10 protein-coding genes are annotated in these 13,085 nt (G+C 69.4%); 3 read left to right on the top strand and 7 right to left on the bottom strand.

Translation table 11 applies throughout. From position 1 onward, the window contains the following. Positions 1 to 74: 74 nt before the first annotated feature. Positions 75 to 2,951: a TonB-dependent receptor gene (locus UAJ10_RS04005; protein WP_322914070.1), complete on the top strand. Its 2,877-nt coding sequence runs from the start codon at positions 75 to 77 to the stop codon at positions 2,949 to 2,951. A 154-nt stretch (positions 2,952 to 3,105) separates the two neighbouring features. Here UAJ10_RS04005 and UAJ10_RS04000 read toward each other — a convergent pair whose 3' ends face one another. The 3 genes from UAJ10_RS04000 to UAJ10_RS03990 form a co-directional block, all read right to left on the bottom strand. Further along, the gene (locus UAJ10_RS04000) at positions 3,106 to 3,618 is read right to left on the bottom strand and encodes a flavin reductase family protein (protein ID WP_322914069.1); all 513 of its coding nucleotides are present in this window, start codon (positions 3,616 to 3,618) and stop codon (positions 3,106 to 3,108) included. 228 nt (positions 3,619 to 3,846) lie between these two features. After that, complete coding sequence (locus UAJ10_RS03995; RefSeq protein WP_322914068.1) at positions 3,847 to 4,482, bottom strand: flavin reductase family protein; 636 nt, start codon at positions 4,480 to 4,482, stop codon at positions 3,847 to 3,849. Positions 4,483 to 4,642: 160 nt separating this feature from the next. Further along, positions 4,643 to 5,059, bottom strand: coding sequence for a hypothetical protein (locus tag UAJ10_RS03990; protein WP_322914067.1), 417 nt, complete (start codon positions 5,057 to 5,059; stop codon positions 4,643 to 4,645). A gap of 301 nt (positions 5,060 to 5,360) precedes the next feature. Here UAJ10_RS03990 and UAJ10_RS03985 point away from each other — a divergent pair, with 301 nt between their 5' ends. After that, a complete protein-coding gene (locus tag UAJ10_RS03985; protein WP_322914066.1) occupies positions 5,361 to 5,723 on the top strand; it encodes an Hsp20/alpha crystallin family protein in 363 nt (120 codons plus the stop codon). Between the two features lie 10 nt (positions 5,724 to 5,733). Next, positions 5,734 to 6,282, top strand: coding sequence for an inorganic diphosphatase (locus UAJ10_RS03980; RefSeq protein ID WP_322914065.1), 549 nt, complete (start codon positions 5,734 to 5,736; stop codon positions 6,280 to 6,282). On the opposite strand, the gene UAJ10_RS03975 is transcribed toward UAJ10_RS03980, so the two are convergent. The 4 genes from UAJ10_RS03975 to UAJ10_RS03960 all read right to left on the bottom strand — a co-directional run bounded on the left by UAJ10_RS03975 (position 6,272) and on the right by UAJ10_RS03960 (position 12,995). Continuing rightward, entirely contained in the window at positions 6,272 to 9,346 is a 3,075-nt protein-coding gene (locus UAJ10_RS03975) for an efflux RND transporter permease subunit (protein WP_322914064.1), read from the bottom strand. The genes UAJ10_RS03980 and UAJ10_RS03975 overlap by 11 nt on opposite strands. Then, on the bottom strand, positions 9,343 to 10,458 hold the full coding sequence (locus tag UAJ10_RS03970) for an efflux RND transporter periplasmic adaptor subunit (protein WP_322914063.1): 1,116 nt from the start codon (positions 10,456 to 10,458) through the stop codon (positions 9,343 to 9,345). Before UAJ10_RS03970 ends, UAJ10_RS03975 begins: the two co-directional genes overlap by 4 nt. Continuing rightward, a complete protein-coding gene (locus tag UAJ10_RS03965; protein ID WP_322914062.1) occupies positions 10,455 to 11,825 on the bottom strand; it encodes a TolC family protein in 1,371 nt (456 codons plus the stop codon). The genes UAJ10_RS03970 and UAJ10_RS03965 overlap by 4 nt, the downstream gene beginning before the upstream one ends. A gap of 156 nt (positions 11,826 to 11,981) precedes the next feature. After that, complete coding sequence (locus tag UAJ10_RS03960; RefSeq protein ID WP_322914061.1) at positions 11,982 to 12,995, bottom strand: YncE family protein; 1,014 nt, start codon at positions 12,993 to 12,995, stop codon at positions 11,982 to 11,984. Positions 12,996 to 13,085 lie beyond the last annotated feature (90 nt).

Here is a 13,085-nt window from a genome sequence, read left to right as displayed (position 1 = left end):
GCGCAAAACCAGAGCCTTAACAACAGATCGCCCAATCCGGAGAGGGAGCCGCGGGCGATCAGGGGAGGAAAGAAATGGCATATTCAAAGAACTGGAAGGCGTTACTGACCACCACCGCCCTGGCCGGCTCCGCGCTGCTGGGCATGATGTCGATGCAGGCCTACGCGCAGACGGCCTCGGCCGGCGATGACGCCGCGCTGGAGGAAATCACCGTCACCGGCATCCGGCGCAGCCTGTTGGACGCAACCGAGCAGAAGCGCAATTCCGTCGCCTTCGGCGACAGCATCTTCGCCGAGGACATCGGCAAGCTGCCGGCCACCAACCTGGCCGAAACGCTGAACCGCATCCCTGGCGTGAACCTGAACCGCGACATCGACGGCGAAGGCGTGCAAGTCTCCATCCGCGGCCTCGGCCCCAGCTTCTCCAAGGTGCTGCTGAACAACACCCAGATCGCGGTGGCGTCGGACGGCGGCACCAACGGCGGCAACGCCAACCGTGAAGTCGACCTGGACCTGTTCCCGTCCGAGCTGTTCACCCGCCTGGACGTGGAAAAGACGCCAGTCTCCTCCACCCTGGAAGGCGGCATCGCCGGCACCGTGAACCTGCACAGCGCCCGCCCCTTCGATAACGAGGGCACCCACGTCACCCTGATCGGCCAGGGCCAGTACACCAACGCCGACGGCGAGGTCAGTCCGCGCGGCGCCATGGTCGCCAGCCACACCTGGGGGCCCTTCGGCATCCTGGTCGGCGTGTCCGGCGTAAAGACCACGACCCGCATCGACGGCTTCGAGACCATCGGCTGGACCGACGGCAACCTGCCGGCCGGCAGCGGCGACGTCGGCACCGGCAACGGTTTCGTCTACGCCCAGAACGCGCCCCGGAACGTCGCCGGCCTGACCGCCGGCCAGCCGGTGAACCTGGCGCAGACCTCCGGCCTGAGCCTGCCGCAGCTGGGCAGCGCGCAGATCCCGCGGCTGGGCCGCAACAGCTACACCTTCGGCGACCGCTCGCGCGTGTCCAGCCTCTTGTCCCTGGAATACCGTCCCAGCGACGAATGGCACTTCGCCATCGACGGCCTGTGGGCCCAGTCCGATCGCGACTACCAGCGCCTGAACATGAACTGGTACGTCCGCAACTCCGGCCCGGGCACCAGCCCCACCTCGACCGGCGGCATGGTCCCCTTCAACCTGACCGTCGACAGCAACAACGTCGTGACCCAGGGCACCTTCGCCAATTCCAGCTTCTTCCTGGAAAACGACATCTTCAACCAGCATACCGAGTTCTACAACATCAACCCCACCTTGACCTGGAAGCCATCCAAGGACTTCAAGGTCGATGCCCAGGTCAACTACGGCCACAGCACCTTCTTCCGTGAGCAGCCGCAGTTCGACGTGCAGACGCCGGCGCAGTCCGGCCTGGTGGTCAGCTACCAGGCCAACGGCGCCAACGGCCAGCCCATCATCGTGCCCAACCGCGACCTGAACGACCCGAACCTGGGCTGGAAGTGGTACCGCGTGAACGTGCAGAACGTGTACCGCGAGACCACGACGCGCGGCGCCCACATCGACACCCAGTACGGCGACGACAACGTCAACCTGAAGGTCGGCGGCGCCTATGACATGGCCAGCCGCATCATCCGCGCCTACGACAACAGCACGGCCTTCCAGACCTCCGTCTGCGGCGCCACCTGTGACGGCCTGTCGGGTTCCGTGCCGAATTCCCAGATCGGCCAGTACCTGCAGCCCATGAATATCAGCGACTTCGGCCACCTGGCCGGCGGCAACGTCGGGTACACCCAGTGGATCATGACCAACCTGTCGGCGCTGGAGAAGGCCACCAACTACGACTACTACAAGCAAACCGCGCCGCAGACCCGCAGCGCCGTGACCGGTGGTTCCGTCGGCAACATCTCAGAGAAGACCTTCGGCGGCTATGCCGAGGGCAACGCCAAGGACACCTTGCTGGGCCATGACGTGGCCATCAACATGGGCCTACGCTACTTCCACACCGACCAGACCGTGACCAGCCCGTTGGTGACCGCGTCCGGCGCGCTGGTCGACCAGACGCTGAGCACCGGGTACAGCGATGTGCTGCCCTCGGCCAACGTGGTCTATAGCCTGACGGACGACGTCAAGCTGCGCGCCTCGGCCTCGCGCAGCATCACCCGGGCCGACGCCAGCCAGCTGCTGCCCGGCACCACCTTCTCCGACATCTCGGCGCAGGTGGCCAGCGCCGGCAACCCGAACCTGAAGCCCTACACCTCCAACAACATCGACATCGGTGGCGAGTGGTATACGGGCGGCCTGGGCTACGTCGGCGCCGCGCTGTTCCGCAAGGACATCGACGGCTTCACCGTCACCACGCAGAAGACGGTGCCCTTCACCGCCCTGGGCATCAACTTCAGCGACCTGCAGACCAGCCAGCAGCAGGCCCTGTTGCTGCGCGGCGGCCCGAACGTGGCGACCGTCACGCTGACCCAGCCGGTGAACCTCAGCAAGCTGCTGCTGCAGGGCATCGAGCTGACCTGGGTGCAGCCGCTGGACTTCATCGTCGAGGGCCTGGGCTTCTCCGCCAACGGCACGCATATCGAGCAGAGCTCGGACAGCGGCCTGTTCGCCACCGGCATCGCGCCCTACAGCTACAACCTGCAGGCCTATTATGAAGGCCACGGCGTGTCGCTCAGCGTGAACTATGTCTGGAACGACCAATCCACGGCCGCCAACGCCCCCCAGAACAACATCAACGAGCCGCTGATCGCCGAGGCGCATGGCCAGCTGGACCTGTCCATGGGCTATCAGCTGCCCTTCTTCAACGACAGCATCCGCCTGACCGTGGACGCCCTGAACGTCACCAACGAGCCGCTGGTCACGCTGTTCGGCCACTCCAACTCGCCCTACAGCATCTATTACCCCGGCGTGCAGGTGATCTTCGGCGCCCGGGCCAAGTTCTAAGTCCCCGTTCAGTGCCCCCGACGGTCCCAGGGGCCTCCCTTCCCTGGGGCCGTCCAAACTCGAGTTTTGGCAGTTAAAAACAAAAATCCCCGGGGGACGCCCGTTCCCCGGGGATTTCCTTTGGCGATATCGCGTGCTCTCAGCTCAACCGGCCTCACCCCAGCCGGCGATAACCGCCGTCAGCATAGAGCAGCGGGTTGACCTCGGGCCGGCTGCGGGTCCACAGCACCTCGCCCACGATGACGCGGTGGCTGCCGTGGGGCAACTCGGCAGCGCGGCGGCAGATCAGGGTGGACTGCGCGCCGATCAGGCAGGGGGCGCCCATGATGTCCTCCCACACGCCGGGCTTGAAGCAATCGGCCGTCCGGTTGGGGGCGCCGAAGGTGCGCGAAATCTCCTCCTGGTCGGCGTAGAGGATGTTGATGGCGTAAGTGTCCACCGCCAGGATGCGGTCGTGCATGCTGCCCGACTGGTTCAGCGCGATCAGCACCGATGGCGGCTCGAAGCTCAGGGAACACAGGGCGCTGACCGTGGCGCCCGCCGCCCCGTGCGCATCCCGCAGCGTCACCACGGAGACGGAGGCCGCCAGGCGGCGCATGGCCTGGCGCAGGCCATCCATGATAGCGGCGGCGTCATCGGGCGATTGAAGAGCGGGCGACGTGGACATGAAGCCTCAATAGACAGCGCGGGCGGGCCGCACACCTTACCTGTCGGTGATGGTGTTGCCAGCCCAATGTTTCGGCACAAGACCCAAGCGGGGGCATAGGACACCGCTTCATCCGGGATGACAAGGTGGATCGACGCTTGGTCAAAGGACCGTGCGCTGCGGTACCACAACGGACTGCCGGGCCGTAATTGAATAGTTCTCAACAGCCTTTCGTCCGCGCCCAATCCGTCAGCGCGGGGCGCCCGGCCTGTCCATGTCGAAACGGGTGTCGGGCGTGATGGCGGCGTAGGCCGAGGGGCCGCCGCCGCGCAGGATGATGCCGGCGCCGAAGGTGTCGAAGACACCGTCGACGATCAGGTGGCGGGCGATATGGATGGCGACGGCCTCCCCCATCACCAGCCAGGAATCCACGGCGGTGCCGTCATGGCGCCGCAGGCGGTGGATGTCCGTCACCCGGCATTCGAAATGGACGGGGCTTTCGGCCACGCGGGGCACGTCGATTTGAACCGCCGGCAGCTGGGTCAGGCCGGCGGCCTCGAACTCATTGGTCCCATAGGGCACGGGGGCGCTGGTGGCGTTCATCTGTTCCGCCAGGTCGCGCGTGGCCAGGTTCCAGACGAAGACGCCCGTTTCCTGCGCGTTGCGCAGGCTGTCCTTGGCGCTGGTGCTGCAGAAGCCCACGATGGGCGGGCGGTAGTTGAACAGGTTGAAGAAGCTGTAGGGCGCCAGATTGACGCTGCCATCCCGCCCCCTGCTGGAGATCCAGCCGATGGGACGGGGCCCCACCATGGAGTTCAGCGGGTCGTGCGGCAACCCATGGCCCTTGGCCGGCTCATAGGAATAGAGGTCATGGTGCTGGCGCATATGGGTCCTGTCCCGGCGATGGGGCGGCCGCCGCTGGCGTCTACCGGCGGTGGGGCGGCCGCCCGAATTGCTGACCGCCTGAACATAATGGGACCAGCGCCCGCTTTGAACGCGGCGTCGACGCACAGGTCTGTTGCGCGACCGGCAAGGGCGCGGGCTGTCAGGCGACCCGCCTGGGTTGCCCGGGCGCCGCGGTGGCATCGCCCCCGGCGTCCCCCGCCGGTGCCCCGTTGCCCTTGTGCCCGCCCTCCAGCGCGCCGATGCTGACCTGCAGCAGGCGGCTGATACCCTCCGCATAATCCTGGCTGGCCTTCAGGGCGAAGCGCTGACCGCATTCCTGCAGTTCCTGCGGGGTGCGGCAGGCCAGCAGTTCGGCGCAGGCCTCCCTGTCCTCGTGCATCCGCACTTCCCAGAAACGGGCCATTTCCTGGAAGAAGGCCATGCCGCCCTGGGTCATTCGGCCATAGGCGTGCTGGATGTCGTCCAGCCAAGCGGCGTTGTCGGCCAGCAGGCTGCCGAAGAGGGCTTGGCTGGTCCGGTCGTTCGGCGGAAACGGTGCTTTGACGGCGTCAGGCATGGCGTCCTCCCCTCTGTTGCGATCCCCGGCACGGGTGGCACGGGCAAGGCCCCGGTGCCGCAGGCGAGACGAACGAAGCGAGCGTGGCAATCCCGCACGCTCTCCCCTGGGACAGGCTCAGGGCAGAGGGCACCGGGTCCCCGCTGGATGGAGTGGCGGGGCCCAGCATAACACAGGCCGCCCAGCGACCCCATCCCCCGTCCGTGCCTGCGGCCTATTGTTTTCGGCGCCGTTCCGGGAACGGAAAGGCCGCCCCGGCTCTTGAACCCATGAACAGCCATCATCCGACGGAGCGCCCGCCATGGCCCACTATTCCACCGACCACGGCACCACCATCGCCCGGGCCCTGGGCAGCCCGGCCGCCCCAACCCCGGCCACCGCCGTCGACGTGCCCGCCATTGATGCGCCCACCGTTGACGTGCCTGGCATTGACATCGTGGAGGCGGAGGAGGCGTTCTACATCCTCACCGAACTGCCGGAGGACGCGCTGTCGGGCCCGTTCGCCGTGGCGCTGAAGGATCGGGCCCTGGTCCTGTGGGGGCCGGAGGTGTCCCCCCGACGCGTGCCGCTGCCGTTCCGCCCCGATCCACGGCTGGTGCGGACCGAGTTCCGCCCCGGCGTGATGACCGTGACCGTGCCCAAGGCCGGGCCCATCCTTGGCTGAGCGAGGGACCATGGAGCAGGCCGCCCACCCCGTTCCGGCCCTGGACCGCCTGCCCGCCTTCGATCCGGAAAGCGGTCTGGTCAACACCGTGCTGGAGACGCCCAAGGGCTGCCCCGGCAAGCTGAAGTATGAGCCCGGGCTGGGCCTCTTCACGCTCAGCTACCTGCTGCCCCCGGGCCAGGTCTTTCCCCACAATTTCGGCTTCATTCCGGGAACGGAAGGACAGGACGGCGATCCCCTGGATCTGCTGTTGGTGCTGGACACGCCGCTGCCCACCGGCCTGCTGGTCCAGACGCGCCTGCTGGGCGTCATCATGGCGGAGCAGACGGACCAGCGCGGCAAGACGGTGCGCAACGATCGTCTGCTGGGCGTGCCGGATCAGGCGCGGGAACCCAGCGCCGATGATCCCGTGCCCGTCCTGTCCCGCCAGATGCTGGAAGACATCGAGGCCTTCTTCATCGACTACAACCACCGGCGCGGCCGCCATTTCCGCCCCCTGGGCGTGGGCGCCGCCGAGGACGCCCGCGCCATCCTGGAGGCCGGCCTGGTCAAGTCCTGACACCGCGCGTGGCCAGGCGGTACAGGCAGGGCATGACCAGCAGCACCAGCGGCAGCTGTACCGCCAACCCGGACAGGATGGCGATGGCCAGCGGCTGCTGCATGCCGGCCCCCTCGCCCAGCCCGAAAGCCAGCGGCAGCAGGGTCAGCATGGCGGCCAGCGTCGTCATGGCGATGGGGCGGAAGCGGTTGCGCCCGGCCTGGGACAGCCGCTCCGCCAACGGCATGCCCGCCGGTAGGCCCTCGAATTCCGAGAAGAAGAAGATCGCCACCTCCGTCACGATGCCGACGACCATGGTCATGCCCATCATGGCGGTGATGTTCAGTTCCGTCCGGGTCAGCCACAGCCCGACGAACACCGCCCCCGCCGCCAGCAGTGGCATGGCCAGGATGACGATGGCGGTGACGAAGCTTTCGTACAGGAACAGCAGCAGGACGAAGACGGCGGCCACGGCGGCGGCGAATACGGTCAGCAGGCCGCGGAAGGCGATGCGCTGCTGCTGGTACAGCCCGCCGAGTTCATAGCGCAGGGGCGCCTTCACCAGATGCTGGCTGTCCAGCAGGGCGGTGACGTCGGCCGCGACGGAGCCCATATCGCGCCCCTCGATGCGGGCGGTGACGGCGACCATGCCCTGCAGGTTCTCCTGCCCGATCTCCGGTTCCCCGCTCACTGGCACCACCGCCGCCACCCGCTTCAGGGGAAACATGTGGCCGTCGGGCGCGCGCAGGCGCAGGTTGGCCACGTCGGTGTCGGTGGTGCGCACCGCCGCCGGCACCCAGACCCGCACGCCAACCTGTTTAGTGGCCAGCGCCGTCTGCAGCGGCAGCTGCGTCGCCACCGCACCCTGCAGATAATCGGCCACGGCCGCGGTGACGCCCGCAACGTCCATGCCCTCCACCGCCGCCCGGGCGGCATCCACGCGGATGTCCAGGGCGTCGCCGGCCGGGTTGACGCCGTCCTTGATGTCGACCACGCCGTCCACCCTGGCCAGGGCCGCCGCCACGGCGCGGGCCGTGGGCAGTACGGTGGCGGGGTCGTCGCCGAAGATCTTGACCTCGATGGGCTGCGGCACGGCCGTCAGGTCGCCGATCAGATCCTCCATCTGTTGCGCGATCTCCACCTCCAGGCCCGGCACCTCGTGGGCGACGCGGGCCCGGACCTCGGCGATGACCTCATCGATGTCGCGGCGGCCCGTCGGTTTCAGGCGCACGAAATAATCGCCCCGGTTGGGCTCGTTCAACTCTCCGCCCAGGCCGGCACCGATGCGCCAGGACCAGGTGGCGACATCGGGGGTATTGGCCAGGATGGCATCGACCTGACGCAGCAGGCGGGCCGTCTCGGTGATGGCCGTGCCCGGCGCGCTGCGATAGTCCAGGACGAAGCCGCCCTCGTCCATGTCGGGCATGAAGCCGGACCCGACGGCGCGGTAAGCCAGGCCGCCCAGGATGATCAGGGGGAGAAGGCCGGCCAGCGCCAGCCACGGCCGGGCCAGCAGGCGCGCCGACAGGCGGCCGTAGCGGTCGTCCACCCAGGCCTGCACCCTGCCCGCGCCATGCGGCTTATGGATGTCCACCAGCCGTTCCACCGCCAGTGGCACCGCCAGCCAGGTGATGATGAAGGAAAAGGCAAGGCCGGAGGCCATGGTCAGCGACAGCGCCTGGAAAAAGGCGCCGGTGACGCCATCCAGGAAGGCCAGGGGCACGAAGATGACCAGGGTGGCGGCGCTGGAGCCGGCCAGCGGCCGCGTGAATTCCCGCGCGGCGGCCAGCACGCCGCCGCCGCCATCACCGTGCCCCTCGCGCAGGCGGCGCACGATGTGCTCCACCATGACGATGGCGTCGTCGATGATCAGGCCCACGGCCGCCGCCATGCCGCCCAGGGTCATGATGTTGAAGCTGAGACGCAGGACGCTCAGCAGCGCCACCGTGGCCGCCAGGGCCGCCGGCACCACCAATGCCGCGATCAGGGTGATGCGCACGTCGCGCAGGAACAGCCACAGCACCAGGGCCGCCAGCACGATGCCGATCAGCACGGCGTCGCGTACGCTGGCGGCGGAGGCCAGCACGAGCTGGCTCTGGTCGTACCAGTTGCTGACCACGACACCCTTGGGCAGGCTGGCCGCCGCCAGCCGGTCATGCACCGCCTGGGCGATGCGCACGCTGTTGCCGTCGCGCTGTTGATAGACGTTCAGCAGCACGGCGTCGCGGCCGCCGGCCGTCACCCGCGTCCATTGCGGCACGGTGCCGTCGACCACCTGGGCCACGTCGCCCACCGTCACGACACCGCCGCCCCCACTGGACAGGGCCCCGCTGGACAGGCCCCCGGTGGACAGGACGACATGGCGCACGGCGTCCAGGCCGGTCAGGCTGTTGTCCGACACCACCAGGAACAACTTGTAATGATCCTCGATGCGGCCCACGGCCTGCACCAGGCTGGCGTTGCCCACCGCCTTGACCACGTCCTCGAAGGCCAGGCCGTGGGCCAGCAGCCGGTCGGGGTCAGCGATGACCTGGAATTCCTGCTCCGCCCCGCCGGCGATACCGACCTCGGCCACCCCCTCGATGCCGGCCAGCAGGGGGCGCAGCTGGAACTGCGCCAGGTCCCGCAGCCGCGTGGGCGACAGCGTGTCGGAGGTCAGGCTGTAGGCGATGATGGGGAAGACCGTGGGTTCCATGCGCCGCACGGTGGCGGTGGAGCCCGCCGGCAGGGTGGGCAGCACCTGCCCCACCGCCGCGTTCACCTGCAGCTCCGCCGTGGTCATGTCGGTGCCCCAGGCGAAGGTGATGGACAGTTCCGCGCTGCCCCGGCTGGTGGTGGAGCGCACGTCCGTGACCCCGGGGACCCGGTGCACCGCCTGTTCCAGCGGCCGGGTGGCCAGCAGCAGCATCTGCGGCGCAGGCCGGTCGCCGGCATCCAGCGAGACGCGCACCCGGGGGAAGGTCACGGTGGGAAACAGGGTGACGGGCAGCCGGACCGCCATGATCAGGCCCGCCAGCACCGGCAGGGCCAGCAGGCACAACAGGGAACGGCGATGGGCGGCCACCCATGCGGTGAAGCCGGTCATTCGCCGTCTCCAGCCTTGGGGGTCCCAGCCTTGGGCGCGTCACCTTTGGGCGCCTCGACCTTGACGGCGGCGCCATCCTCCAGGCCGTAATTGCCCAGGATGATGACCGGCAGCTTGGGGTCCAGCTTGCCGCCGCTCACTTCCGTGCCGGCCGGGCCTTCCACGCCGGTTTCGACACCCACGCGCCGGGCCTTGGCCCCCACCAGCTGGAACAGGTAGGCGCCGTCCTCATCCGTCAGCACCGCCTGCCGGGGGACGACATAGCCGTCGTGCCGGTCGGTGGTGACGGCGATGCGGGCCGGTGTGCCGGGCAGCGCGCCGCTGCCGCCCTCCAGGATGACGGTCACGTCCACCCAGCGGGTGGCGGGGTTCAGCATGCCAGCAATGCCGGCCACGATACCGGTGAGGGCGGTGCCGGGCCCCACCAGCGGCGTCACCGCCACCGGTTGACCCACCTTGATCGCGGCGACCTCGGCCGGGTCCACACCCGCCACCACGCGCACACCCGCGCCCCGGCCCAGCCGCACCACGGGTGCGCCGGGCTGGATGCGATCACCCAGGGACACGGGGATGCTGTCGACATAGCCGTCGAAGGGGGCGGCCAGGGTTTCGGCGGCATGGTCGGTGCCCAGGCGCTGCTCCGCCTCCAGCGCGCTGCGCGCGTCCCGTTCCGCCTGCTCCGCCGCCGCCACTTGGGAATTGGTCGCCAAGTGCTGGTCGCGGAGGGCGCGCGCCCGCTCCAGTTCCCCCGTGGCGAAGATCAGGGCGGAGCGCGCCTTGGCATAGCCGGCGGCGGCCGCGGGATCCGTCACCAGGTCCATCAGGGGGGCGCCCTTGGCCACCGGCTGGCCCGGCCGCACCAGCACGCGGGCCACCTGCCCCGCCCGCTGAAAGCTGATGGTGACCAGGGCGTCGCTGTCCGGCGTCAGGGTGCCGTAACCGCCGACGGTGACGCTGACCGCCTGGCGGGCCAGGGGGGCGGTGCGCACGGTGACGATGGCGGCCGGTTCCTCGGCGGCATGGGCGCCGCCGACCAGCAGGGTGGTGGCCAGCAGGGTGGTGGCCAGCAGGGTCACGGCCAGCAGCGTGGCGCGCGGGGCGAACTTGGTCATGGGGTCGCTTTCTTGGTCGCGTCTGGGGCCGTGGCCAGGTTTTCCGGCAGGTCGCCGCCGATCAGGGTCATGAGGTCGACGCGCTGTTCCTGCACCGCCTGGTCCAGCCTAAGCGCCTCCAGCCGGCGGGACAGCAGGGCGCCCTGCAAGTCGGCGAAGGTGCGTTCATCCAGGCTGCCGGCGCGGAAGGCGGCGTCGGCGTCGGCCGCCGCCCGTTCCAGGGTGGCGATGCTGTCGCCGGTCGCCAGCACCTGGGCCTGCAGCTGGTCCAGGGCCAGCAGGCCCTGGCCGACACTGGCCACGGCGGCGTCCAGGCGCGCCTGATAGTCCTGGCGCAGCTGCTCCCGTGTGGCGCGCTGGGTGGCGATGGCGCCCTGGTTGCCGTCGAACAGCGGCAGGCTGATGGACAGCGCCAGGCTCTGCGTCTTGACGTTGGAGGTGTCACGGGCGCGGTTGCTGCCGATGCCAAGGCCGGGGAACTGGCCCAGCACCGCCTGCCACACCGCCTCCTCCTGGGCCTGGTAGCCCGCCTTCAGGGCCAGCAGGTCGGGCCGGCGGCCGGCCAATTGGGGCAGATCGGCCCGGATGCGATCGGCCGGCGGCAGGGTCAGGTCATCCGCCGCCAGGGGCGCCAAGGCCAGGGTGGCGTCGGGCGTCAGGCCCAACAGGGCGTTCAGGTCCAGGCGGTTGCGCAGGGCCTGCTGGTCCAGGTCATGCAGCTGAGTCTCCACGCCGTTCAACGCCGCCAGGTCGCTGACGACGTTGGGCAGGGTCTCGTCCCCCCGGCCCATGGCCGTGTTGGTGCGGCGGTAGCGGTCGGCGAACAGGGCGCGGTTGGCCTCCAACACGGCACGCTGGCGCTCGAAGGCCTGGGCCCGCACCACCAGCAGCCGCGCCTGGGACACCACCTGCCATTCCTGCCACAGCAGGTCCAGATCCACCCCGCGCAGGGTGGCCGCCGCCGCGTTTTTGCGTGAAGAGCGGGTGAGGAAGGGCATGACGTCCTGCATCAGGCCGATGGTGAAGGCGTCCATCACCGCGGGGCCCGAGGTGAGGAAGCCGTAATCCACCGACAGCTGGGGGTTGGGCAGCAGGCCCGCCGTGAACGCCTCCGCCACCGCCACGCCATGCTGGGCGCGGGCGGCCTTCAGCTCAGGATTGCGGGCCACGGCCACCATGGCCACCGCATCGACGTCCAGCGGCCGGGCCGGGTCGACCGTGTGGCGGCGCAGGGCCGGCAGGGGCATGGCGGCAGCATCGACGGTAATGCCCGCCAGGCCCTGCGCCAGATCAGGCGCATCGGGCAAGGGGGCCGGGCTGTAGCTGGCGCAGCCGGCCAGGCAGGACAGGGCCAGCAAGCTGGCCAAGCCCCTTGATGTCAAGCGTGATGGGATCATGCGGTGTGTTCTGGAAGAAGAGGTCGCGAAATCAGGGAGGCACGACGCCAGAAGACGGGACCACCCACCATTGACTTTTCAGTTAGTCTTCGACACTCACGCATTTGTCATGAATGACGGCCCGCTTCACTGGGCTGGTTCCAGCACCAGCACATGGAAGCTGCCGGGCACCATGGCCGGACGCCCGCCCGCCTTCGCGGCCTCGAAGGTCGCCGTCGGCAGATAGACGCGGCCGACCACCGGATCCAAGGCGCCGGTGCGGGCCCCCTTCTCCGTCGGCACCACGGCGGTGACGGCGGGCACGCCGCGGGCATCCTGACTCAGCACCGTCAGCACGCCGTCATGGCCGCACGGGATCAGGAAGCGGTGGTTCCTGGCGTCCAGGATGACGGCGTCAGCGCCCTGGCCGATGGACAGGCTGGCCAGGACATGGCCGTCGGCGGCGTTCATCGCCACGGCCCGCCCGCTGGAACAGGCGGTGACCAGGACGCCCGTGGCCGGGTCCAAGGCCAGTCCGGTGGGGCCATCGCAATTCGCCAGCGGTCGCCGCGTCAGCACGGCATGGCCGGGCAGGTCGATCACCACCAGTTCGTTCCTGTCCTCCACGTTGACGTAGAGATGCCCCTGCGCATCCGCCGCCGCGAATTCCAGCGCCCCGCCCACGGCGATGTGGCCGACGACGGCACGGGCGGCCGGATCGATCAGGGTGATGTCGCCCTGCTTGCCGTCCATCACCGCCACCAGCTTGCCGGCCTGGACCACGGCGTCCGGCTTGGTCCCGGTGGGCAGGCTGGCCAGCACGGTGCCGTCGGCGGTGTTGAACAGGGTGGCGGTGTTGCTGTCGCCGTTGGTGCTGACGGCCAGGCCGCCGCCCAGCGGCAGGACGCCGTGCACGCGCTGGCCCGGCACCAGGGTGGGCGTCAGCCGGCCGCTGTCCAGGTCCAGCGCCAGCACGCCGTCGCCCCGGGCCACGTACAGCCGGCGGGCATCGGCATCCACGCTGGCATAGTCCCACGGCCCATCGGGGGCGGCGATGCTGACGGCCTTGCGGTAAGGCGCGTCGGCTGCGCCGGCCGCTCCCACGGTGGCAAGGCCGGCGGACAGGAGGGCGATGGCGGCGACGGAGAGGCGACGGGGCATGATGGGGATGTCCAAGCGATGAAACCCCCTGCTCAATAACCGCATCCTGGTCAGGGAAACGCTAACTTTTGCGTTAGGGCCCCGTCTGCC

The organism is Nitrospirillum guaranorum (genome assembly GCF_034653275.1).
Lineage (GTDB): Bacteria > Pseudomonadota > Alphaproteobacteria > Azospirillales > Azospirillaceae > Nitrospirillum.
The sequence above is the reverse complement of the archived record's forward strand: the minus strand, read 5'-3'. Positions and strand labels throughout refer to the sequence as shown.

What these genes read in the sequence shown, in the direction of transcription:
- UAJ10_RS04000 (WP_322914069.1), bottom strand. Translation starts at nt 3,618, where the DNA reads ATGTCCACGTCGCCCGCTCTTCAATCGCCCGATGACGCCGCCGCTATC.
- UAJ10_RS03995 (WP_322914068.1), bottom strand. Translation starts at nt 4,482, where the DNA reads ATGCGCCAGCACCATGACCTCTATTCCTATGAGCCGGCCAAGGGCCAT.
- UAJ10_RS03980 (WP_322914065.1), top strand. Translation starts at nt 5,734, where the DNA reads ATGGAGCAGGCCGCCCACCCCGTTCCGGCCCTGGACCGCCTGCCCGCC.
- UAJ10_RS03960 (WP_322914061.1), bottom strand. Translation starts at nt 12,995, where the DNA reads ATGCCCCGTCGCCTCTCCGTCGCCGCCATCGCCCTCCTGTCCGCCGGC.
- UAJ10_RS03985 (WP_322914066.1), top strand. Translation starts at nt 5,361, where the DNA reads ATGGCCCACTATTCCACCGACCACGGCACCACCATCGCCCGGGCCCTG.
- UAJ10_RS04005 (WP_322914070.1), top strand. Translation starts at nt 75, where the DNA reads ATGGCATATTCAAAGAACTGGAAGGCGTTACTGACCACCACCGCCCTG.
- UAJ10_RS03990 (WP_322914067.1), bottom strand. Translation starts at nt 5,059, where the DNA reads ATGCCTGACGCCGTCAAAGCACCGTTTCCGCCGAACGACCGGACCAGC.
- UAJ10_RS03970 (WP_322914063.1), bottom strand. Translation starts at nt 10,458, where the DNA reads ATGACCAAGTTCGCCCCGCGCGCCACGCTGCTGGCCGTGACCCTGCTG.
- UAJ10_RS03975 (WP_322914064.1), bottom strand. Translation starts at nt 9,346, where the DNA reads ATGACCGGCTTCACCGCATGGGTGGCCGCCCATCGCCGTTCCCTGTTG.